The sequence below is a fragment of the Streptomyces sp. 2131.1 genome, assembly GCF_900105515.1.
In the GTDB taxonomy this organism is placed as follows: Bacteria; Actinomycetota; Actinomycetes; order Streptomycetales; family Streptomycetaceae; genus Streptomyces; species Streptomyces drozdowiczii.
In genome coordinates this window covers 1,546,233-1,566,865 of the sequence record NZ_FNSY01000001.1, presented here as the reverse complement: position 1 = coordinate 1,566,865, position 20,633 = coordinate 1,546,233, and the positions used below count along the sequence as shown (strand labels likewise).

Here is a 20,633-nt window from a genome sequence, read left to right as displayed (position 1 = left end):
AGGGGGCACCTGCGGCCGGAAAAATACCCTGGGGGGTATCTCTGTTACGGTGGAAGCCCGGATACCCCCCGGGGTAATGAGCCGCATGTGAAGGAGGGGATCGACCGTGTTCTTCGTGGACACCCTGGAGACCGAGGGCCTGGGCAATCGCAGCTATCTGGCCGGTGGGAGGGCGACGGCCGTCGTCGTCGATCCTCCGCGCGACGTGGAGCGGGTCCTCGCGGCGGCGGCCGCACGGGGCGTGCGGATCGGGTACGTGGTGGAGACCCACGTACACAACGACTACGTCACCGGCGGCCTGGAGCTGGCCCGGCTGACCGGCGCCCGGTACCTGGTGCCCGCCGCGGCCCGGGTCGCCTTCGCCCGGGTCCCCGTCGCGGACGGCGACCGGTTCGCGGTGGACGCGGGCCTGGAGCTGAGGGCCCTGGCCACCCCCGGGCACACACCGCACCACACCTCGTACGTGCTCGCCGAGGACGGGCGGGAGACCGCCGCGTTCACCGGCGGCTCGCTGCTCATCGGCACGGTCGGCCGCCCCGACCTCGTCGAGCCCCGGCTGACCGAGCGGCTGGCCAGGGCTCAGCACGCCTCCGCCCACCGGCTCGCCGGGGAGCTCTCCGACGACGTCCGGGTCCTGCCCACGCACGGCTTCGGCAGCTTCTGCTCCTCCGCGCAGAGCGAGGGCGACACCACGACCATCGGCGCGGAGCGGGCGGGCAACGACGCACTGACTCAGGACGTCGACACCTTCGTGGCGGGGCTGCTCGCCGGTCTGGAGGACGTCCCCGCGTACTACGCGCACATGGCGCCCCTCAATGCCGGCGGCCCGGCCCCCGTGGACCTGACCCCGCCGGGGACCGCCGACGCGGAGGAGATCGCGCAGCGCCTGGCCGCCGGCGAGTGGGTCGTCGACCTGCGCAGCCGTACCGCGTTTGCCGAGGGGCACGTGGCGGGCACGTTCAACTTCGAGGGCGAGGGCAAGCTCGCCACGTACCTGGCCTGGCTGATCCCGTGGGGCAAGCCGGTGACCCTCCTCGCCGCGACCGCCGAGCAGCTCGCAGACGCCCAGCGGGAGCTGGTCCGGGTCGGCATCGACCGCCCGGCCGCCGCCGCCACGGGCGGACCGGACACCTGGCTCCGCGCCGGGGAGGAGCCCCGCTCCTTCCCCCGGACCGACTTCGCCGCCCTGAAACGGGCCCGGGAGCGCGGCGAGCCGGTCGTGGTGCTCGATGTGCGCCGCGACTCGGAGCGGGCCGAGGGATACCTGCGGGGCTCCGTGCACATACCCGTCCACGAGCTGCACGAGCGCTCCGCCGAGGTGCCTGACGGCGAGGTGTGGGTGCACTGCGCCGGCGGGATGCGCGCGGCGATCGCCGCCTCCCTGCTCGACGCGGAGGGCCGCGCGGTCGTCGCCGTCGACGACGGCTTCGAGGGGGCCCGGAGGGCGGGCCTGACGGTGACGCGCAACGCGGGCGGGACCGGCGGTCCCGGGGCGTGAGCGTGCTGATCCTCGCCCTGGCTGCCGGGGCCGTGGTCGGCCTCGCGCTCGGGGCGCTCGGCGGGGGCGGCAGCGTACTGGCGATCCCCGCCCTGATCTACCTGCTCGGCCTGAGCCCGGCCGCGGCGACCACCGCGAGCCTGTTCATCGTCACCGCCACCTCCGCGACCGCCCTGTACGCGCACGCCCGCGCCGGACACGTCCGCTGGAGGGCCGGGGCCGCGTTCGCCGCGGCGGGCGTGGTCCCCGCGGCGGCGGCGGGGCTGGCCGCGACCCGGCTCCCGCAGGCCGTCCTCACCGCGGCCTTCGCCGTGATCGCCGCCCTCGCCGCGGTCCGCATGCTGCGCCCCGGCCCCGAGCGGGCGCGGGGCGGGGTGCGGCCGTTGCGGGCCGGGGGAGCGGGGGCGGGCCTCGGCGCGGTGACCGGGCTGCTCGGCGTGGGCGGCGGCTTCCTGGCCGTCCCCGCGCTGGTGACCGTCCTGGCCTTCGAGATGCAGGCCGCCGTCGGGACGAGCCTCCTGGTCATCACCGTCAACTCGCTGACGTCCCTGGTCACCCGATCCGGCGGCGCCGCGGGCATGGACTGGGCGGCGACGGCCCCGTTCACCGCCGCCGCGATCCTCGGTGCCTGGGACGGGAAGCGCCTGGCGGCTCGGGTGTCCGGGAGCGGGCTCCAGCGGCTGTTCGCCTGGGTGCTGCTCGCGGTCGCCGCGTTCATGCTCGTCGACGCGCTGAGGTGACGGCGACGGCGCCCCTCACGCCAGGGACAGGAACAGCTTCTCCAGACGTGCCCGCATCTGGTTGCGGTCCACGACCGGCTGCTCGCCGTCGGCCATGCACTGCTGCAGGCCCGTCGCGATGATGGCGAATCCGGCCCTGTCCAGGGCCCGGGAGACCGCGGCCAGCTGCGTGATCACGTCCTCGCAGTCCCGGCCCTCCTCGATCATCCTGATGATCCCGGCGATCTGGCCCTGGGCCCGCTTGAGCCGGTTGAGCACCGACTTCAGCTCGTCGGCCGCCATGTCGAGCTCCACGGTTCCTCCCTCGTCATACCCCTAGGGGTATATCCTAGCGCGTTCGGCGCCCTCGCCCCCCCCGGCCTCCCCGTACGGCGTACGCCCGCTTGTGGGGGCCCGTACGCCGGGTGAGGGTGGCTGTGCCCGGGGCCCGGGACATCCGGTCCGAACGCCGCGAGGGAGACCGACATGCCGCAGGACGCCAAGCCCGCCGCGCAGGCCGTGGCCCGGGCCAACCAGGCGGTCCGGCGCGACTACCCCTTCGGCGACACCCAGGACCTGGAGGACGCCCGGCGCGGGTTCATGGGGACCGCACAGGACCCCCTGATACGTGACGCGACGGGCAGTGCCGTGTGGGACCTGGAGGCGTACGGATTCCTCGACCAGGAATGCCCGGACACCGCCAACCCGAGCCTGTGGCGGCAGAGCAGGCTGTGCTCCGAGCACGGCCTGTTCGAGGTGACCGAGGGCATCTACCAGGTACGCGGCTTCGACCTGTCCAACATGACGATCGTCGAGGGGGAACGCGGCGTCCTCGTCATCGACCCCCTGGTGTGTGCGCCGACGGCCGCCGCCGGTCTCGCCCTGTACCGCTCCCACCGGGGCGAGCGGCCCGTCACGGGCGTGCTCTACACCCACAGCCACGTCGACCACTTCGGCGGAGTGCGCGGCGTGCTGAGCGACGAGGACGTCGCGGGCGGAGTCCCCGTGCTCGCCCCGCACGGCTTCCTGGCCCACGCCGTCAGCGAGAACGTCTACGCCGGTACGGCGATGAGCAGGCGCGCCGCCTACATGTACGGCGCCGCTCTTCCGAAGGGGCCGCGGGGGCAGATCGGCGCCGGGCTCGGACAGGGTGTCTCGACGGGCTCGCCCGGACTGATCCCGCCGACCCTCGACATCACCCGCACCGGCCAGACGGAGACCGTCGACGGCATCCGCATGGTCTTCCAGCTCACCCCCGGCACCGAGGCACCGGCCGAGCTGAACATCCACTTCCCCGACTTCTCCGCCCTGTGCATGGCGGAGAACGCCACGCACAACCTGCACAATCTGCTGACCCTGCGCGGCGCCGAGGTCCGCGACCCGCACGTCTGGTCCACGTACCTCACCGAGTCGGTCAACCTCTTCGGGGAGCTGTCGGACGTCGCCTTCGCCTCCCACCACTGGCCCGTCCACGGCCGGGAGCGCGTGATCACCTTCCTCACGGAGCAGCGCGACCTGTACGCGTATCTCCACGACCAGGTCCTGCGCATGCTCAACCAGGGCCTCACCGCGCCGGAGATCGCCGAACGGATCGAGATGCCGCCCGCGCTGGAGAGGGTCTGGCACACGCACGGCTACTACGGCTCCGTCAGCCACAACGCCAAGGCGGTCTACCAGCGTTACCTCGGCTGGTACGACGGCAACCCGGCGCACCTGTGGCAGCACCCGCCGGCCGAAGCGGCCCGGCGGTACGTGGAGTTCATGGGCGGACCCGACGAAGTCCTGCGCAGGGCCGGGCAGTCCTTCGACGACGGCGACTACCGCTGGGTGGTGGAGGTCGTCAACCACGTGGTGTTCGCGGACCCGGAGAACACGGCGGCGCGCGCCCTCCAGGCCGACGCGCTGGAACAGCTCGGCTACGGCAGCGAGAACGGGACCTGGCGCAACGTCTACCTGATGGGCGCCAGGGAACTCCGCCACGGCAGCCTCGGCACCCCGACCACCACCGCGTCGCCCGACGTCCTGGCGGCCCTCACCCTGGACCAGCTGGTGGACTCGGTCGCCATCCGGATCGACGGCCCCCGCGCCTGGGACGCGGACATCACCGTCCGCTGGGACATCCACGGCGGCGAACCCCTCACGATGCGGCTGCGCAACGGAGTCCTCATCCACGTCGTGGGCCCCGGTCCGGCCGCGGGCGATCCCGGCCTCGTCGTCGCGCTCGCGGAGGCCGACCTGCGGGACGTCCTGACGGGCGCGGTGCCGCCCGAGGACCTGGCGGCGCGGCCCGGCGTCGAACTCGTCGGGGAGGCCGCCCTGCTGACCGAACTCCTGGGTTATCTCGACGACCCGGACCCGGACTTCGCCATCGTCACCCCCTGAACGGCCCGGACCCACGAGCACTGGAGGACCCCATGGCGGTACGGCACCGCATGATCGAAGCCTCGGTGGCGGACGTGTGGAGGGTCCTCGCGGACCCCTCGCGCTACAGCGACTGGGTGGTCGGCACCTCCGACTCCCGCCCGCGGAACGGAAGCTGGCCGGAGGTCGGCTCCAGCCTCACGTACGCCCTGGGAATCGGCCGGTGGTCCGTGCAGGGGCGGACCACCGTCCGGCGGTGCGAGGCCCCGCACGTGCTGGAACTGGAGGCCGACAGCGGCCGGATCGGCACCGCCCGGATCGCCCTGGAGATCCGGCGGTGGGGCGACAACGCCCTGGTGACGCTGGACGAACATCCCCTGCGCGGACCGGCCGGGAAGCTCCACAACACGGTCGTCGACGCCGTGATCCAGCTCCGCCACCGCAGTGTGCTCGCCCGCCTGGCCCAGACCGTCGAGTCGGCCCCGAAGGGCGCGCGCGAAGCGGTCTGACCGGGCACACCTTCTCGGCTCCCGAACCTGGAGGCACAGATGCCGGACGCCGTGGTCATCGGCGCGGGGCCCAACGGGCTCGTCGCGGCCAACCTCCTCGCCGCCGCTGGGTGGAGCGTGGAGGTGCTGGAGGCGCAGCCGGAGCCCGGCGGCGCCGTCCGCAGCGACCGCGGCGTGCACCCCGACTACGTCACCGACCTGTTCAGCGCGTTCTACCCGCTCGCGGCGGCCTCGCCGGTCCTCGGCGGGCTCGACCTCGGGGCGGAGGGGCTGCGCTGGGCACGGGCGCCCCGCGTCCTGGCACACCCGCTGCCCGACGGCCGGTGCGCGGTGCTGGAGAGCGACGCGCGGGACACCGCGGCGGGCCTCGACGCGTTCGCCGATGGCGACGGCGCGGCGTGGCTGGAGCTGTGCGCCACCTGGGACCGGGTGCGCCGCGATGTGCTGGGCGCGCTGTTCACCCCCTTCCCGCCGGTACGCTCCGGCCTTCGCCTCGCCGCCCGGCTCCGGGCCGCCGAGGGCCTGCGCCTGACGCGGACCATGCTGCTGCCCGTACGCCGGCTGGGCGAGGAGCGGTTCGGCGGCGAGGCGGCCCGGCTGCTGCTCGCCGGCAGCGCCCTCCACGCCGACCTCGGCCCCGAGGCGGCGGGCAGCGGCGGCTTCGGCTGGCTGATGTCCATGCTCGGGCAGACCTACGGATTCCCGGTGCCGGTCGGGGGCGCGGGCGCGCTCACGGGGGCCCTGGTCCGGCGCCTCGAACGGCACGGCGGCGTGCTCCGCTGCGGTGAGCAGGTCACCGAGGTCGTCGTACGCGGCGGACGAGCCGTCGGCGTACGCACCGCGAGGGGCGAGGCCGTGCCCGCGTCCCGCGCCGTGCTCGCCGACGTCTCCGCCCCGGCGCTCTACACCCGGCTGGTCGACGCCCGGCACCTGCCCGGCCGCCTCCTGGACGACCTGCGCCGCTTCCAGTGGGACTTCGCGACGTTCAAGGTGGACTGGGCGCTGAACGGCCCGGTGCCGTGGACCGCCCGCCCGGCCGCCACGGCGGGCACCGTGCACCTGGCGGAGGGCGTCGACGGCCTCACCCGGTTCGCGGCGCAGATCGCCATGGGCCAGGTGCCGGACCGGCCGTTCCTCCTCTTCGGCCAGATGAGCACCGCCGACGCCACCCGCTCACCGGCCGGCACCGAAGCCGCCTGGGCGTACACCCATGTCCCGCACCGCATCAAGGGCGACGCGGGGGACGACGGCCTGACCGGGCGCTGGGACCGGGGCGAGCAGGAGGCCATGGCCGACCGCATGGAGCACGAGGTGGAGCGGTGGGCGCCCGGCTTCCGCTCCCGCATCACCGCGCGCCGCCTGCTGGCACCCCCGACCATCGAATCCATGGACGCCAACCTGCCCGGGGGCGCGATCAACGGCGGTACGGCATCGGCGCACCAGCAACTGGTGTTCCGCCCGACCCCGGGCACGGGGCGGCCCGAGACTCCGGTGAGGGGCCTGTACCTCGCCTCCGCCTCGGCGCACCCGGGAGGCGGGGTGCACGGGGCGCCGGGGGCGAACGCGGCGCGAGCGGCGATGCGGAGGCGGCTGCGCCGCTGACGCACGGGTCAGGCCGGGTCCTCCGGCCCCGCGGCGCGGCCGCCCGCGCCCAGCAGGCCCGTGGCCGTGAACTGCGACCGGGTCAGCTCCTTGCGCGTCGCGAGGGCCACCACGCCCGGAAGCCCGGCGCGCACCGCCTGGACGCCGCGCAGCCAGCCGGGGACGTACACGGACGGCGACCGGCGCTCGATCGCGGCGACCAGGCGACGGGCCACGTGGGGCGCCGGGTAGGTCCTGCGGGCGGGCGGCGGCATGTGGGCGCGCAGTTCGCGCAGGACGGGGTACCGGTCGGCGTCGCGGATCATGTCGGTGTCGATCCAGTTCAGATACGCGATGCCCACGCCCACACCGCGCGGGGCCATCTCCGCGCGCAGCGAGTGGCACAAGGACTCCACGCCCGCCTTGGAGGCGCAGTACGCGCTCATCATCGGCGCGGCCCCGATGGAGGCCAGGGAGGCGATCTGGAGGTAGTGCCCGTGGGTGTCCAGCAGTTGCGGCAGGAACACCCGGGCGGTGACCGCGCTGCCGACGAGGTTGACCTCGATCACCCGCCGCCAGCTCTCGGGGTCGGAGTCCGCGAACGGCCCGCCCTCGGCCACGCCCGCGTTGGCGACGACGATCGAGGCGGGGCCCAGACGGCGGCGCACCTCGTCGGCGACGCGGGCCATCGCCGCGTCGTCGGTGACGTCCACGTGCCAGTGCCCGGAGGGCGCGGGGAGCGTTCCCGCCACCCGGGCGAGCGCCTCCTCCTCCAGGCCCAGCAGGGCCACCCGGGCGCCCCGGGTTGCCAGCTCCCGGGCCACGGCCTTGCCGAGGCCGCGCGCCCCGCCCGTCACCACGGCCGTACGGCCGCGCAGCAGGTGCTTCCGGTCGGTCACGGCACTCCTTCACGGTCTCGGGGAGGGCCCAGACGGCCCTGTTCCGGCCATGGTCACCCGGGGGTGCCGGATGTGCGCGGCGGGAGCGGCGGGAGACGGGCCCGGGCCCTGCCGGGCGGGCGGCGGAGGCACCCGGACTGCCCGGGGCCCTGCCGCATGCGGACGCAGGGGCGGGGCAGGAGGCCGGAGACCGCCGTTCGAGTCGCGGTGGACGGCGAGCCCGTTCACTCTGGACGGGATGATCCCGCGCCGGTGAGAGACGAGGACCCGCCTTCCCCCTCATGGAGGATCCGGATGACGACAGCCGCCGCACCACCCGTCGATCTGGGCAGACTGTGGACCCTGCCAGGGGTCTACGCGCCGCAGGCCGACACCCATCTGCTGGCGAGAGCCCTCCAGGCCGAGGGCCTCGACGCCGGCATGGACGTCCTGGACGTCTGCACCGGCAGCGGCGCGCTCGCCCTGCTCGCCGCCCGCAGCGGAGCCCGGGTCTGCGCCATCGACATCTCACGGCGGGCCGTGCTGACCGCCCGTATGAACGCCGCCCGCGCCGGCCACCGCGTCCGGGTCCTGCGAGGCGACCTCACCGGCCCCGTCGCCGCCCGCCGCTTCGACCTGATCGTCAGCAACCCCCCGTACGTCCCGGCCCCGTACACCCGCACCGCCCGCAGCCACGGCCCCGACCTCGCCTGGGACGCCGGCCTCGGCGGCCGCCGGGCCCTGGACCGCATCTGCGCCCGCGCCCACGACGTCCTGCGCCCGAACGGCGCGCTGCTCCTCGTCCACTCCGCCCTGTGCGGTACGGAGCAAACCCTGGACCGGCTCACCGCGAGCGGCCTGCGCTGCACGGTGGCGAGCCGGGCGTTCGTACCCTTCGGCCCGGTCATGACCCAGCGGCTGCCCTGGCTGCGCGCGCAGGGCCTCGTCGGCCCCCACGACGACACAGAGGAACTGGTGGTCATCCGTGCCGAACGACCCTGACCGCCCCCGCCGCCTCACCATCGAGCCGGGCGGCCCGGTCCTGATCGAGGGCCCGGTCGAGATCGTCCGGGAGGACGGCACGGTCGCCACCTCCGACCGTTTCGTCGTAGCCGTCTGCACCTGCCGCCGCAGCCGCGCGTACCCCTGGTGCGACACCAGCCACCGCCGCCGCACGAGACCGCCGGGGCAGGGGCGCAAGGACTGATACGAGCGGCGGCCCGCACCTCCGGGTGCGGGCCGCCGTCGCTGTTCCCCTTCGCTCAGTGAGCCGGCCGGAGAACGACCGGCAGGGTCTGGTGGCCGTTGCTGATGAGGGACGGCAGGGGGAGGAGGTCCTTCGCGGGGACGGCGAGGCGGGCTTCGGGGAAGCGGGTGAAGAGCTGCTGGAGGGCGGTGGAGATCTCCAGGCGGGCGAGGGGGGCGCCGAGGCAGAAGTGGACGCCGTGGCCGAAGGCCAGGTGCTCCTTGGTGGGGCGGGTGACGTCGAACTCGTCGGCGCTCCCGCCGTGCCAGTCGGGGTGGCGGTTGGCGGGGGCGAAGGAGACGAGGATCGCCTCGCCCCGGGCGATCTTCTGCCCGTCCGGCAGCGGGATGTCGGAGAGGGCGTAGCGCATCGGGATGTGCTTGACCGCGGGCTCGTGGCGCAGGGTCTCCTCGACGACGTCGTTCCAGTCGGCGCGGCCCTCGCGGAGGTGGGCGAGCTGCTCCGGGCCGGTCAGCAGGGCGGTGATGGCCTGGTCGATGACGTTGACGGTCGTGTCGTACCCGGCGGAGATCATCAGGAGCAGCGTGTCGCGCAGCTCCTCGTCGTCGAGCCGGCCGCCGTCGCCCTCCTCGTCGCGGGTGGCGAGCAGGAGCGAGGTCATGTCGTCGCCGGGCCGGGCCCGCTTGGAGGCGATGAGCTGGTCGAGCGCGCCGTAGAGGGAGGCCGTGTTGGCGGTGGCCTGCTCGACGGTGAGGGTGGTGTCGAAGACGCCGTCGACGACGGCCCGGAAGCCGTCGAGCTGGTCGTCGGGGACGCCCATGAGGCGGCCGATCACCGCGATGGGGAGCGGGTAGGCGAGTTCCGTGCGGAGGTCGACCGGTTCGCCGGCGGGGCGTTCGGCGAGGCCGTCGAGGAGTTCGGAGACGACCTTCTCGACGGAGACGCGCAGGTCCTGGATGCGGCGGGCGCTGAACGCGGGCGCGATCATCCGGCGCAGCCGCCGGTGGTCGGCGCCGTACGCCGTGAACATGTTGTTCACCGCGACCCACAGAGCGAGCGGCCACGTGGCCACGGTCTCGGCGAAGGCGGGCCAGTGGGCGCGGGCGTTCTTGGAGACCTGGGAGCTGGTCAGGAGCTCTTTGAGGAGGGCCGGGTCGCTGACGGACCACGCGGTCACCCCGAGGACGTCGACCCGGGTGGCGGGGCCGCGCTCGCGCAGCTCCCGGTACTCCGCGTGGCGGTCGGTGCCGGCCGGATCGAGGACGAGGATCGGCTGCTCGGACATGGCGGTCTCCTTCAGTGGGAGGCGTGGAAGACGATGGGGAGGGATTCCAGCGCGCGGTGGAACGGGCCCGGCCGCCACCGCAGTTCGGCGGCCGGGACCGCGAGGTCCATCTCGGGCAGGGCGTCGAGCAGATGGGTGACCGCGGTCTCCGCGATCAGGTACGCGTGCGACCGTGCCGGGCAGGTGTGCGGGCCGATGCTCCACGCCAGATGGGCCCGGTTCCCCGCGATGCCGCCCGGTGCTCGGGCGATCGCCGGGTCGTTGTTGCAGGCGGCCATCGAGATGAGGACCGGCTGGTGGGCCGGGAGCAGCACTCCGTCGACGTCCGCCGGGTACGGCGGGTAGGTGATGCAGTAGTTCGCCATCGGCGGGTCCGTGTACAGGACGGTGTCGAGCGCGTCCCGCACGGTGGAGTGCCCGGCGTGCAGCCCGGCGGAGAACTCGTCGTCGGTGAGGATCTTCAGCTGGGTGTTGGCGATGAGGTTGGTCAGCGGCTCGATGCCGGCCCCGTACAGCGTGACCAGCTGGTGGCCCATCTCCTCGTCGGTCAGCTGCGCCGAGTGGGCGATGAGCCGGGAGGTGATGTCGTCGGCGGGGTGGCTCCGGCGCAGGGCGACGAGGTCGGCGACCGCCTGGCCGAGGATCTCGTTGCCCCGCTGGGCGTCCTTGGCCTCGAAGATCCGGGACATCCCGTCGGCGATGCGCGCCCCGATCTCGTCCGGGCAGCCGAGCAGGGAGCTGAGGATGCGGAAGGCGATGGGCCAGGCGTACTGGGTGAGTACGTCGGCGCTGCCCGCGGTGATGAAGTCCGCGATGGCGGCCGCGGCGATCTTCTCCACCCGGTCCCGCAGCTCGTGCTGGTCGACGGCGTCGATGGCGGTGGTGTTGGCGGCCCGGTAGCGGGCGTGCGCGGTGCCGCCGCTGCGCAGGGCGTTGGGCCGCCACTCCATCATCGGCCGCACCGGGCACTCGGCCGGCACCTGCTCCTGCCAGATGCGCGGGTCGTGCGGGAAGTACAGCGGGTCGTTGAGGATGCGCCGGGCCTGGAAGTAGCCGATCACCAGGGTGGCGGGGATGCCCGGGGACAGCTCGACGGGCACCAGCGGACCGTGCGCCGCCCGCATCCGCTCGTAGGCGCCGTGCGGGTCGGCGGCGTAGGCCGGGTCGTAGAGGGCGACCCGGCCCGAGGGGGCCGACGGCAGGGCGGTGGTGGGGGGCGTCATGACGTGGGCTCCAGGGAGAGGGCCGTGCGTTGGGCGGCGAGGTGTTCCGTGAGCGTGATCAGCGCGTAGACGCAGGAGGTACGGTCCCGCGCGTCGCAGGTGGTCAGCGGGGTCGCCGGGTCCAGGGCGAGGGCCTCGCGGATCTCGCCGAGGCCGTATTCGGGGGCGTCGGGGAATACGTTGATCGCGACGGCGTACGGGATGCCCTGGTCCTCCAGCAGCCCCAGCGCCTCGTGGCTCGCGTCCAGGTCGCGGGTGTCGGCCAGCACCAGGCAGCCGAGCGCCCCGTGGGCCAGGTCCTCCCACAGGGGCTGGAAGCGGACCTGGCCGGGCAGCCCGAACAGGTAGAGGGCGAGAGCTCCGCGCGCCAGGTGGATGCGGCCGAAGTCCATGCCCACGGTCGTCGTGGTCTTGTCCGGCACCCCGCGCAGGTCGTCGACCCCGACGCTGTCCTCCGTGATCGGCTCCTCCATCCGCAGCGGCCTGACCTCCGAGACGCTGCCGATGAACGTGGTCTTGCCGACGCCGAAGCCGCCGGCGATCACGATCTTGGCGGACTGGGTCACCGTCGCCGGTACGTACGAGACGCCGTTCGGGGAGTCAGACCAGTTCTCGGAGTCCATCAAGCACCTTCTGGAGGATGTCGTTCTGGGGCTGGTCCTCGACGGCGGGGGCCGGGCTGGCCAGATGTCCGCTGTCCATGAGGGAGGAGACGATGATCCGCACGGTGGAGGGCGGCAGCTGGAGCGCGGCCGCGATGTCGGCGACGGCCAGACCGCCCCGGCCCACCGCGAACAGGCTCAGCACCCGCCGCGCGTCCGGCCCCAGCTCGTCGGCCGCGCCCGACGCGGCGACGACCACGCTCTCCAGCCGTACGTCCCGGTGCGGGCGGACCCGCCCGCCCGTGCGGACGTAGGGCCTGACCATGTCCGGGTCGCGCCGTGGTCCGCTCATGCGGCGGGGCCCCCGTCCGGCTGAAGTGCCGGGGTGCGCTCCCTCGTGCCCAGCTGCTCGCCCAGGCGGACCACCAGCAGGCCCATGTGGTGGCTGATCAGGCCGACGTCGGCGTGCGGGCCCGTGGTGACGACCGAGAGCATGGTGTGCTGCCCGGCGGCGGTCGTCAGCCCGATCGTCGACACGGACTCGATCAGCTGCTGGCGCACGCCCTGCCCGCCGGTGAACTCGTCCCAGGCGCGGCCCGACGCGCGCAGCGAGGCGGTCAGCGCGGCCAGCTTCTCGCCGTCCTCCTGGCTGATGGTGCGGGTCCGGGCCTTGAGGAGTCCGTCGCCGCTCATCAGCACGGCGTAGCGGACGCCCTCCACCGATCCGAGCTGCTCGTCCAGCAGCCAGCCCAGGGTGTTCGCGTGCGTGTCCGACATGATCAACGTCCTTCGTCCGTACGAGGGGGGTTCTGGTTGTCCCGGCTGCTGCGGCTGCCCGCCATCCACGCGGCGGCCACCGAGGGCCTGCCCGGTTCGACCACGGGTTCGGGCCCCGGCCGTGCCGCGGCGGCCGGCCGTGCGCCGCGCCGGCGGACGGTGAGCCCGCTGGCCGTGGTGGCCGGGGCCTGCCGGGGTGCGGGCTGCGCGTCGGCGGGCGTCACGGGAGCGGGAGCAGGTGCGGCGGCGGCCGCGGGTGCCGGCTCCGCCACAGGCATCGCCTCCGGCGGGGACACGGGCTCGGGCATGGGGGTCTCCGTCGACGGAACGGCGGACGGCACCGGAGCGGCGGCGACGGGACGGGGCGCGGGAAGCGACTGCGCGGGCACCGCCCTGGACGGCCCCGGCGTCGTCAGCAGGGCCTGCGGCAGCACGATGATCGCGCGGGTGCCGCCGTACAGGTTCGGCGCGGTCAACTCGACGCGGAAGCCGTACTGGTGGGCCAGGACCGAGGCCACGCGCAGCCCCGTCTGCGGGTAGGCGCCCAGCCGGGTGATGTCGTCCCGCTGCTCGCCGGACATCACCTCGCGGGCCCAGGTCAGCCGCTCGTCCTCCATCCGCAGACCGGCGTCGTCGACGACGAGGAACGCCGCGTTCGCGCCGTGCTCCAGGGAGACGTGCACCCGGGCGTTGGGCGGCGAGTAGCGCAGGGCGTTGTCCAGCAGCACCGACAGGGTGTGGACGACCGCCTCCACCGCCCGGCTCTGCACCGCGAAGGACTCCAGGTCCGTGTGCTGGACCCGCTGGTAGCCCTCGACCCGGCCCATCGCGGTGCGGACGACATCCGTCAGCGTGGTCGCCGGCCAGCGCCGCGACAGCTTGTCACCGGCCAGGACGCCGTAGCCGGACGCGGTGAGCAGCATCTGCTGGGCCAGGTGGTCCATCTCGACCAGAGTCGCGTACGCCTCGTCCGAGACGTGGCGCCGGACCCCGGCGCTGATCGTGCTGCTCAGCTTCGCCGCGCGCTGCACGGTGCTGGAGGCGAAGGCGCGGACGGCCGCCCGGGCGACGTCCACCGACTCCTGTCGGGCCTGCGCGACCTGACGCTCCGTCTCCGCCCATACCTGGGCGAGCTGTTCCTCGGCGGCGTTCTGCGCCAGCCGACCCGTCATCGTGATCGCGGAGCGCACCTGGTTCGCCAGGGCGGCCAGCCCGTTCGCGAGCTGCGTGTGGGCCAGCTGCGGCGGGATGGCCGAATCCAGTTGGTAGGGGCGGCCCGTCTGCGCCTCGGACGCGGCCGCCTGGACGACGCTCTGGGCGATGTGTGCCACGTACTGTTCGGCGGCCCTCATCTGCTGGGCCAACTGCTCGCGCCGCTGCTCGGTCTCGTCGGCCCGCCGCTTCTCGGCGCGGGCGCGGCGCAGGAACAGGAGCGAGGCGAAGGTCCCCGCCGCCAGCGCGAGCAGGATCAATATCGGTTCGGTCATCGGGTCCTCGCGGAAATCAATGGGGACGGTTCCGCCGGTCGCGCGGGCACCGGCGGGCATGCGGGTGCCCTGACCGCTGCTGCCGGAGCGCCCGCTTCCGGGTATGGGGTAACGCGCGGGGTGCGGACGCTCGTTCAGTGGCGGACGGAGCGGGTGAGGCGTCTTCGAAGCGCGTCGCGGCCGGTGCCGAAGCCGGCCGCCAGGCGGTGAGCGGAACGCCCGACCGGTGAGGGGAACATGCCAGAACACTAGTCAGAAATGCCCAAGAGGCGCGCGCAAGACGACTGTTGACGATGTATCGGTGGCTGAAAAGCGGAACTTGCCCGAATGCGCGCGCCCAACGCCCCTCGCTAGGATTCGGAGCGGCCGCGACCGCACGGAAGCGGCTCAACCAGCGCCAATGCAAGCGTACTTCCGCAGCGGCGCCCCGGCGTGCGGGCGGCCGGGCGGCCGGCCGGGACCTCAAGTGAGTGGAGAGCCAGACATGCGTGGAGGCAGCGTCGCCGTGGTCGGCGGGAGCATAGCGGGGTGTGCCACGGCCCTGGCCGTGTCGCGCGGAGGAGCGGGCCGGGTCACCGTCTTCGAGCGCGCCGACGCCGAACTCCGGGACCGGGGCGTCGGAATCGCCCTCCAGAGCGACCGCTACGAGGAGCTGAGAGAGGCCGGATATGTGGCTCCCGAGATGCCCTGGGCGCCGCTGACCCGGCGGGTGTGGAGCGTACGGGACGGCGACGCGCCGCACGGCCGGGGCTTCGGGCAGCAGCCGTTCCCGTTCCGCGCCTACAACTGGGGCTCCCTGTGGAGCGAGTTGCGCCACCGGGTGCCGGAGGGCGTCGACTACCGTTCCGGCGCCGTGGTCACCGCCGTGGACCCGGCCGACGACGGGGTGACCCTGCGGCTCTCCGACGGACACGAGGAGCGCTTCGACCTGGTCATCGGTGCCGACGGCTACCGCTCCGTGGTCCGCGAGGCGATGTTCCCCGGGATCAGCCCGGAGTACGCCGGATACATCGGCTGGCGCGGCGCGTCCGACGACGTCGACGGTCTGCCGTCGGACGGGCTGGACGCCCACAACATCGTCTTCCCCGGCGGGCACTGCATGATCTACCGCATCCCGGACGGCACCGGCGGCCACCGCCTCAACTGGGTGCTCTACACCACGCCCCCGCAGACCGACGGCCTCCACCCGGACCTGCGCACCCCCACCTCGCTGCCGCCCGGCCGCCTCAACTCCGAGGTGACCGACTGGCTGCGCGCCCTCGTCGCGGAGCACTTCCCGCCGTTCTGGGCCGACAAGGTGCTCGGCACGCCCGCCGCGACCACCTTCATCCAGCCCATCTACGACCTCGCGGTCCCGCATTACACCTCGGGACGGATGGCGCTCGTCGGCGACGCCGCCAGCGTCTCCCGCCCGCACGTCGGCGCCGGCAGCGTGAAGGCGCTCCAGGACGCCACCGCGCTGGAGGCCGCCTGGATCGCCGGGGACAGTTGGAAGGACGTGCTGGAGCGGTACGACGCGGGCCGCGGCCCCGTCGGCTCCGCCATGGTCGCCCTCGCCCGCCGGATGGGCAGCACCCAGGTCGAGAACACTCCCGACTGGTCGGCCATGGGCCAGCCCGAGTTCGACGCCTGGTGGCAGGAGCAGAACAGCGGCTCCGACCGCAGCAGCGGCTTCGGCGGCCACAGCCTGAAGGTCAGGTAACCCCGCGTACGCGGGGAGGGGCGCTACCTCCCCGCGTACGTCAGGCGCCCGTCGGCGCCAGTTCGAGCGCCGCGTGCAGGGCCGTCGGGTCCTCGCGGGCCCCGGCCCCGTCCAGCCGCAGCCCCACCCGCCCCGACGTCAGCACCGTCAGGGTGTCCGCGCACCGGGCCGCCGTCGCCGGACTCGGCGACACCAGGAGTACGGCGATGCCCTCCTCGGCCAGTGTGGTCACCAGCTCGTGCACCTGACGGACCAGGGCCGGCGCCAGGCCCTCCGTCGGCTCGTCGAGCAGCAGCACGCTCGGCGAACCGAGCAGCGCCCGGGCCAGGGCCAGCATCTGCTGCTCCCCGCCGGACAGGTCGGCGCCCCGGTTGCCGCGTCGCTCGCCCAGCCGGGGGAGCAGCTCCAGCACCCGCGCCGGCGTCCACACACTCGGCCGCGAGGCGTCGCCCCCGCGCGGCGGTCGGTACGACAGCCGAAGGTGCTCGGCGACGCTCAGGTTGGCGAAGACCCGGCGGCCCTGCGGCACGAGACCGATCCCGGCGCGGGCGATCCGGTGCGCCGGCTGTCCCGTGACGTCCCGGCCGTCCAGCCGTACCGTGCCCGCGTCCGGGCGCATCAGACCGGCGACGGTGTGCACGAGCGTCGTCTTGCCCGCGCCGTTGTGGCCGACGACGGCGTGCACCGTGCCGGCGGGCACGGACAGGTCGAGGCCGTGGAGGACCGTGCCGCCGTGGTAGCCCGCGGTCAGGCCCGTGAGTTCGAGCATCGGGGGTCGGTCATCCTCTCGCGTCGGGGCTGTCGGTGACCAAGGGCTGCAGCGGGTTCCGATAGGCGTCGCGGACCTCCGGGTGGGCGAGCGCCTCCCCGGTCGGCCCGGTCACGAGCACCCGGCCGGCCGCCAGCACCGTCACCGACGTGGCGACCTGGGCGACCACCTCGACGTGGTGCTCGACGAGCACGACCGCCACGCTCGGGGGCAGGGCGCCCAGGATCGCCAGCAGCCGCCCGATGTCGCCGTCGGTCAGCCCGGCCGCCGGCTCGTCCAGGAGCAGCAGCCGGGGATCGCCCGCCAGGGCCGCCGCCAGGTCGAGCATGCGGCGCTGCCCGTGGGAGAGCGTGGAGGCCGGCCGGTGCGCGAGGTCCGCGAGCCCGACGGTCTCCAGGTGGTGCAGGGCCGACTCGGTGTGGAGCCGGTAGCGGGACCGGCTGCGCCAGGCGCCCCTGCGCTTCGGGTGGTGCACCCAGCCGGCCAGCACGATGTTGTCCAGCACCGTCAGTTCGGCGATGACGGACGGCTGCTGGAAGCTCCGGGCGATCCCCAGCCGGCTGCGCTTCGCGGTGGACGCGCGGGTGACGTCGGTCCCGTTCAGCGCGATCGTGCCGTGGTCGGGCCGGTCGGTGCCCGCGACGAGGTTGAGCAGGGTCGTCTTGCCGGCGCCGTTGGGGCCGATCACGGCGTGCCGGGCGCCCGCGGGCAGCCGCAGGGAGACCTCGTCGACGGCGGTGAGGCTGCCGTACCTGCGGGTGACGCGGTCGAGGCCGAGCACGGGGGCCGGCTGCGCGGTGTTCGGTGTGGGCGTCATGGGGCGGCCTTCCCGGTGGAGACGGCGGTCGCGGGGCGGCCGACGGCGGTGCGCAGACCGGCCAGACCGCGCGGCAGCAGGTACACGGCGGCGATGAACAGCGCGCCGAGGAGCAGGGGCCCGTGGCCGGGCCAGGAGCCGGCGACCCAGTCCCGGGTGAAGACGATCAGCCCGGCGCCCAGCAGCGCGCCGATGACCGACGTCGTACCGCCGATGACGACCGCGAGCAGCGCGAACGCGGCGATCTCGAAGCCCACGTCGGCGGGGGAGAGGTACTGCTGGACGGTGACCATCAGCGAGCCGCCGACCCCGGCCAGCGCGCCCGCGCAGATGTGGGCCACGAGCAGATAGCGCCCCACGGGGTGGCCGGACGCGCGCATCCGCGCCTCGGCGCCCCGGGTGCCGGTCAGCAGCTTGCCTGCCGGGGAGCGCAGGACCAGCAGCGTGAGGGCGACCGCCACGACGGCGACGACGGCCGCGTACACGTACAGCTCGCGCTCCTCGGTCATGCCCTCGCCACTCCACAGCGCCCGGGTGGCCGGGAAGCCGACCAGCCCGTCCGCGCCGCCGGTGACGGACTTGACCTGGTTGATCACCGCGCTCGTCAGCTCGCCGACCGCGAGGGTGATCATCAGCACCGTGGTGCCCCGGGCCCGGATCACCGCGGGTCCGGTCACCGCCGAGAACACCGCGGCGGCGAGCGCCGACAGGACGATCTGGACCGGGCCCGCCGTCCACCCGGCGTCGGCCAGGTTGGCGGTGGCGTACGCGCCGACGGCGAACGGGGCGGTCTGCCCGAGCGTGGGCAGCCCGGCGTACCCGGTCAGGACGGTGACACTGACCGCGAGCAGCCCGAGCGCCAGGGCGGACCCGGCGAGCGAGATGCTGTACGGGTCGAGCACCCCCGGCAGCGCGAACAGGACGGCGAGCAGCACCAGCAGCGGGACGGCCTGACGCCACCCGGCCGAGTGCAGCCAGGCACCGAGCCGAGCGGGAGCCGTCGGAGCGGGCGCCGCCGCACGCGGCCGGTTCTCCCACCGGGCGGCGAGGAGCCGCCGCAGCCGGGAGACCGGGTCGGAGGACGGGCCCCGCTCCTCGTGCGCCTCCGGCTCCGTGAAGCGGGAGCGGAACACCAGCACCGCCGCCATCGCCGCGAACAGCAGGTACGGTGCCAGGTCCGGCAGCACCGAGACGCCCAGGGTCTGGACCTCGCCCACGGCGACCGAGGCCGCGAGCGTCGCCCACAGCGAGCGGAGCCCGCCGAGGACGACCACCACGAGGGACAGCATCAGCACGTTCTCGGACGTGCCGGGCCCGGGGCCGATGATCGGCGCCCCGAGCACGCCCGCCGCACCGGCCAGCGCCCCCGCCGCGGCGAGCACACCGGTGTGCACGGCCCGGGGGTTGTGGCCGGTGGCGGCGAGCATCTGGGGGTCGTCCGCCGACGCGCGTACCGCCGCGCCCACCCGGGTCCGGGTCAGCACCCACGTACCGAAGGCCGCCAGGGCGACGGCCATGGCGATGAAGCAGAGCCGGTAGGCGGGGTAGCGGTGGCCCAGCAGGTGGACCGAGGAGTCCAGCGCGCCGGGGACGCGCACCGGCAGCTCGTCCGCCCCGAAGAACTGGATGAGCAGATCACCGCCGACCAGGGCTGTCCCGAACGTCAGCAGGGCCTGAGCGAGATGCCCACGCCGGGCGAGCGGAACGGTGGCGGCCGACAGGCCCGCCCCGGCCAGGGCCGCGGCCGCGGTGCCCGCGGCCAGGCCGAGGGCGAGGCCGCCCCACGTTCCGTCGCTCAGCTCGGTGCCGGTGTAGGCGCCGATCGCGTACAGCATGCCGTGCGAGAGGTTCAGCACGCCGGCCGTGCCGAACGCGAGACTCAGTCCGGCGGCGACCACGAACAGCAGCAGCCCGTAGGCCACGCCGTCCACCGCCGGCACGAGGTGGGCATCGAGGAGCTCCATGTCAGCCGCCGAGCGTCGCCAGGTCCTGGACCATGACGTTGGACAGCTGCTTGCCGTCCGGGCGCACCTGGCGCAGGTACCACGTCTGCACCGGCGCGTGCGCCTTCTCGCTGAACTCCCAGGCACCGCGCGGGCTGTCGATCTGGCCGAGGCCGGCGATGGCCTTGTTGATGGTCTCCGACGTCACGTCGCCCTTCTTCGCGGCGTCCGCGATCGCCTTGTCGAGCACGCCGGCGGCGTCGTAGGACGACATCGCGTACGTGGTCGGCTGGGTGTCGTGCTCGGCGGTCCAGTCGGAGGCGAACTTGCGGTTGGCCGCGTTGTCGAGGTCCGGCGCGTAGTTCAGGACGGAGTAGATGTCCTTGGCGGCGTCGCCCTCGGCCTGGAGCACGCTGCCCTCGGTCACGAAGGCCGTGTACAGCGGCAGGTCGGCGACGTCGGACTGCGCGTACTGCTTGGCGAAGTCGATCGCGGCCTTGCCGGCGTAGAAGCAGTAGACCGCCTTGGCATCGGTCTTGGCGATCTCCGCGAAGTACGGCATGAAGTTGGTCGTCTTCGGGAACGGCGTCCACTTGGTCTTGCCGTCCGGGTTGGCGAGCTTGCCGCCGACGCGCTTGAACTCGTCGGTGAACCCGCGCAGTTCGTCGTAACCGCCCTGGTAGTCCGGACCGATCGCGTAGACCGGGCCGTTCACCTTCTCCTTGACGTACGGGGCGATGGCCTTGCCCGGCTCGTCGGACATGAAGCTCGTCGTCCAGACATACGTGGCGTCCTTGACCTCGGGCCGCGCGTTGGAGCCGAGGAACGGGATCTTGGCCTGGTTGACCAGCGGCAGCACCGCGTTGACCGAGCCACCGCTGACGAGGCCGGTCAGCACGTCGACCTTGTCCTTCTTGACCAGCTTGGTGGCGGCCGGCACCGCGGTCGGCGGGCCGTCGCCCTCGTCGGCGACGACGAGCTCGACCTTGCGCCCGCCCAGCTTGTTGTCGTGCGTCTTCAGGTACAGGTCGAAGCCGTCCCGCAGGTCGGTGCCGACCGGCTTGTAGGTGCCGGACAGCGAGGCGACCAGTCCGATCTTGACGGTCGCGTCGTCGGACCCGCTGTCGCTGCTGCAGCCGGTGACGGCGGCCAGGCCCAGGGCGAGGGCGGCGGCGCCGGCCGGCCGGACGAATCTGCGGCGGGGTATGTCGAAGAACATGAGGGCTCTCATCGGGGGAGTGGTCGGACAACGGTGTGACCCGCCGCGGAGGGGGC

The 20,633-nt window shown here is 74.0% G+C and carries 20 protein-coding genes; 8 read left to right on the top strand and 12 right to left on the bottom strand.

The window, feature by feature from the left end:
- Window positions 1–106: 106 nt before the first annotated feature.
- Window positions 107–1,498 (top strand): MBL fold metallo-hydrolase, encoded by a 1,392-nt coding sequence (locus tag BLW14_RS06920; protein ID WP_093705391.1) that lies wholly within the window; start codon window positions 107–109, stop codon window positions 1,496–1,498.
- Window positions 1,495–2,238 carry a sulfite exporter TauE/SafE family protein gene (locus tag BLW14_RS06915; protein WP_093705389.1) on the top strand — a complete coding sequence of 248 codons (744 nt, stop codon included), beginning with the start codon at window positions 1,495–1,497 and terminating at the stop codon, window positions 2,236–2,238. The genes BLW14_RS06920 and BLW14_RS06915 overlap by 4 nt, the downstream gene beginning before the upstream one ends.
- A 15-nt stretch (window positions 2,239–2,253) precedes the next feature.
- Here BLW14_RS06915 and BLW14_RS06910 read toward each other — a convergent pair whose 3' ends face one another.
- Window positions 2,254–2,532 (bottom strand): metal-sensitive transcriptional regulator, encoded by a 279-nt coding sequence (locus tag BLW14_RS06910; protein WP_093705387.1) that lies wholly within the window; start codon window positions 2,530–2,532, stop codon window positions 2,254–2,256.
- A gap of 171 nt (window positions 2,533–2,703) precedes the next feature.
- On the opposite strand from BLW14_RS06910, the gene BLW14_RS06905 reads away from it, so the two are divergent.
- Genes BLW14_RS06905 through BLW14_RS06895 form a run of 3 tightly spaced genes read left to right on the top strand, consistent with a single transcriptional unit; the run spans window position 2,704 to window position 6,689 of the window.
- Entirely contained in the window at window positions 2,704–4,599 is a 1,896-nt protein-coding gene (locus BLW14_RS06905) for an alkyl/aryl-sulfatase (RefSeq protein WP_093705385.1), read from the top strand.
- Between the two features lie 32 nt (window positions 4,600–4,631).
- The gene (locus BLW14_RS06900; RefSeq protein WP_093705383.1) at window positions 4,632–5,087 is read left to right on the top strand and encodes an SRPBCC family protein; all 456 of its coding nucleotides are present in this window, start codon (window positions 4,632–4,634) and stop codon (window positions 5,085–5,087) included.
- 39 nt (window positions 5,088–5,126) lie between these two features.
- Window positions 5,127–6,689 carry a phytoene desaturase family protein gene (locus BLW14_RS06895; RefSeq protein ID WP_093705381.1) on the top strand — a complete coding sequence of 521 codons (1,563 nt, stop codon included), beginning with the start codon at window positions 5,127–5,129 and terminating at the stop codon, window positions 6,687–6,689.
- An 8-nt stretch (window positions 6,690–6,697) separates the two neighbouring features.
- Here BLW14_RS06895 and BLW14_RS06890 read toward each other — a convergent pair whose 3' ends face one another.
- On the bottom strand, window positions 6,698–7,567 hold the full coding sequence (locus tag BLW14_RS06890) for an SDR family oxidoreductase (RefSeq protein ID WP_093705379.1): 870 nt from the start codon (window positions 7,565–7,567) through the stop codon (window positions 6,698–6,700).
- A gap of 294 nt (window positions 7,568–7,861) precedes the next feature.
- On the opposite strand from BLW14_RS06890, the gene BLW14_RS06885 reads away from it, so the two are divergent.
- Both BLW14_RS06885 and BLW14_RS06880 read left to right on the top strand, forming a co-directional pair.
- Window positions 7,862–8,548 carry a HemK2/MTQ2 family protein methyltransferase gene (locus BLW14_RS06885; protein ID WP_093705377.1) on the top strand — a complete coding sequence of 229 codons (687 nt, stop codon included), beginning with the start codon at window positions 7,862–7,864 and terminating at the stop codon, window positions 8,546–8,548.
- A complete protein-coding gene (locus tag BLW14_RS06880; protein WP_093705375.1) occupies window positions 8,532–8,753 on the top strand; it encodes a CDGSH iron-sulfur domain-containing protein in 222 nt (73 codons plus the stop codon). The genes BLW14_RS06885 and BLW14_RS06880 overlap by 17 nt, the downstream gene beginning before the upstream one ends.
- Window positions 8,754–8,808: 55 nt before the next feature.
- Here BLW14_RS06880 and BLW14_RS06875 read toward each other — a convergent pair whose 3' ends face one another.
- From BLW14_RS06875 to BLW14_RS06850, 6 genes are read right to left on the bottom strand one after another with little or no spacing between them, the layout of a single operon-like run.
- Window positions 8,809–10,038: a cytochrome P450 family protein gene (locus BLW14_RS06875; protein WP_093705373.1), complete on the bottom strand. Its 1,230-nt coding sequence runs from the start codon at window positions 10,036–10,038 to the stop codon at window positions 8,809–8,811.
- Window positions 10,039–10,049: 11 nt separating this feature from the next.
- The gene (locus BLW14_RS06870; protein ID WP_093705371.1) at window positions 10,050–11,261 is read right to left on the bottom strand and encodes a cytochrome P450; all 1,212 of its coding nucleotides are present in this window, start codon (window positions 11,259–11,261) and stop codon (window positions 10,050–10,052) included.
- A complete protein-coding gene (locus tag BLW14_RS06865) occupies window positions 11,258–11,884 on the bottom strand; it encodes a GTP-binding protein (protein WP_177153908.1) in 627 nt (208 codons plus the stop codon). Before BLW14_RS06865 ends, BLW14_RS06870 begins: the two co-directional genes overlap by 4 nt.
- The gene (locus tag BLW14_RS06860; RefSeq protein ID WP_165946258.1) at window positions 11,862–12,188 is read right to left on the bottom strand and encodes a DUF742 domain-containing protein; all 327 of its coding nucleotides are present in this window, start codon (window positions 12,186–12,188) and stop codon (window positions 11,862–11,864) included. The genes BLW14_RS06865 and BLW14_RS06860 overlap by 23 nt, the downstream gene beginning before the upstream one ends.
- 23 nt (window positions 12,189–12,211) lie before the next feature.
- Entirely contained in the window at window positions 12,212–12,640 is a 429-nt protein-coding gene (locus BLW14_RS06855; RefSeq protein ID WP_093705367.1) for a roadblock/LC7 domain-containing protein, read from the bottom strand.
- Between the two features lie 2 nt (window positions 12,641–12,642).
- On the bottom strand, window positions 12,643–14,127 hold the full coding sequence (locus BLW14_RS06850) for an ATP-binding protein (protein ID WP_093705365.1): 1,485 nt from the start codon (window positions 14,125–14,127) through the stop codon (window positions 12,643–12,645).
- A gap of 484 nt (window positions 14,128–14,611) precedes the next feature.
- Between BLW14_RS06850 and BLW14_RS06845 the strand changes: the two genes are divergently transcribed.
- On the top strand, window positions 14,612–15,829 hold the full coding sequence (locus BLW14_RS06845) for an FAD-dependent monooxygenase (protein ID WP_093705363.1): 1,218 nt from the start codon (window positions 14,612–14,614) through the stop codon (window positions 15,827–15,829).
- Between the two features lie 40 nt (window positions 15,830–15,869).
- Here the strand turns inward: BLW14_RS06845 and BLW14_RS06840 are convergent, their stop codons facing one another.
- The 4 genes from BLW14_RS06840 to BLW14_RS06825 are packed head-to-tail and all read right to left on the bottom strand — an operon-like array spanning window position 15,870 to window position 20,577.
- Window positions 15,870–16,598 (bottom strand): ABC transporter ATP-binding protein, encoded by a 729-nt coding sequence (locus BLW14_RS06840; RefSeq protein WP_093705361.1) that lies wholly within the window; start codon window positions 16,596–16,598, stop codon window positions 15,870–15,872.
- Window positions 16,599–16,608: 10 nt separating this feature from the next.
- A complete protein-coding gene (locus BLW14_RS06835; RefSeq protein WP_093705359.1) occupies window positions 16,609–17,415 on the bottom strand; it encodes an ABC transporter ATP-binding protein in 807 nt (268 codons plus the stop codon).
- On the bottom strand, window positions 17,412–19,379 hold the full coding sequence (locus BLW14_RS06830; protein ID WP_093705357.1) for an ABC transporter permease: 1,968 nt from the start codon (window positions 19,377–19,379) through the stop codon (window positions 17,412–17,414). The genes BLW14_RS06835 and BLW14_RS06830 overlap by 4 nt, the downstream gene beginning before the upstream one ends.
- Before the next feature lies 1 nt (window position 19,380).
- Entirely contained in the window at window positions 19,381–20,577 is a 1,197-nt protein-coding gene (locus BLW14_RS06825; protein WP_093705355.1) for an ABC transporter substrate-binding protein, read from the bottom strand.
- Window positions 20,578–20,633 lie beyond the last annotated feature (56 nt).

Excerpts from the sequence above, each read along its gene's own strand:
- BLW14_RS06905 (WP_093705385.1), top strand. The coding sequence starts at position 2,704 with ATGCCGCAGGACGCCAAGCCCGCCGCGCAGGCCGTGGCCCGGGCCAAC.
- BLW14_RS06900 (WP_093705383.1), top strand. The coding sequence starts at position 4,632 with ATGGCGGTACGGCACCGCATGATCGAAGCCTCGGTGGCGGACGTGTGG.
- BLW14_RS06895 (WP_093705381.1), top strand. The coding sequence starts at position 5,127 with ATGCCGGACGCCGTGGTCATCGGCGCGGGGCCCAACGGGCTCGTCGCG.
- BLW14_RS06885 (WP_093705377.1), top strand. The coding sequence starts at position 7,862 with ATGACGACAGCCGCCGCACCACCCGTCGATCTGGGCAGACTGTGGACC.
- BLW14_RS06875 (WP_093705373.1), bottom strand. The coding sequence starts at position 10,038 with ATGTCCGAGCAGCCGATCCTCGTCCTCGATCCGGCCGGCACCGACCGC.
- BLW14_RS06870 (WP_093705371.1), bottom strand. The coding sequence starts at position 11,261 with ATGACGCCCCCCACCACCGCCCTGCCGTCGGCCCCCTCGGGCCGGGTC.
- BLW14_RS06865 (WP_177153908.1), bottom strand. The coding sequence starts at position 11,884 with ATGGACTCCGAGAACTGGTCTGACTCCCCGAACGGCGTCTCGTACGTA.
- BLW14_RS06860 (WP_165946258.1), bottom strand. The coding sequence starts at position 12,188 with ATGGTCAGGCCCTACGTCCGCACGGGCGGGCGGGTCCGCCCGCACCGG.
- BLW14_RS06855 (WP_093705367.1), bottom strand. The coding sequence starts at position 12,640 with ATGTCGGACACGCACGCGAACACCCTGGGCTGGCTGCTGGACGAGCAG.
- BLW14_RS06850 (WP_093705365.1), bottom strand. The coding sequence starts at position 14,127 with ATGACCGAACCGATATTGATCCTGCTCGCGCTGGCGGCGGGGACCTTC.
- BLW14_RS06845 (WP_093705363.1), top strand. The coding sequence starts at position 14,612 with ATGCGTGGAGGCAGCGTCGCCGTGGTCGGCGGGAGCATAGCGGGGTGT.
- BLW14_RS06840 (WP_093705361.1), bottom strand. The coding sequence starts at position 16,598 with ATGCTCGAACTCACGGGCCTGACCGCGGGCTACCACGGCGGCACGGTC.
- BLW14_RS06835 (WP_093705359.1), bottom strand. The coding sequence starts at position 17,415 with ATGACGCCCACACCGAACACCGCGCAGCCGGCCCCCGTGCTCGGCCTC.
- BLW14_RS06830 (WP_093705357.1), bottom strand. The coding sequence starts at position 19,379 with ATGGAGCTCCTCGATGCCCACCTCGTGCCGGCGGTGGACGGCGTGGCC.
- BLW14_RS06825 (WP_093705355.1), bottom strand. The coding sequence starts at position 20,577 with ATGTTCTTCGACATACCCCGCCGCAGATTCGTCCGGCCGGCCGGCGCC.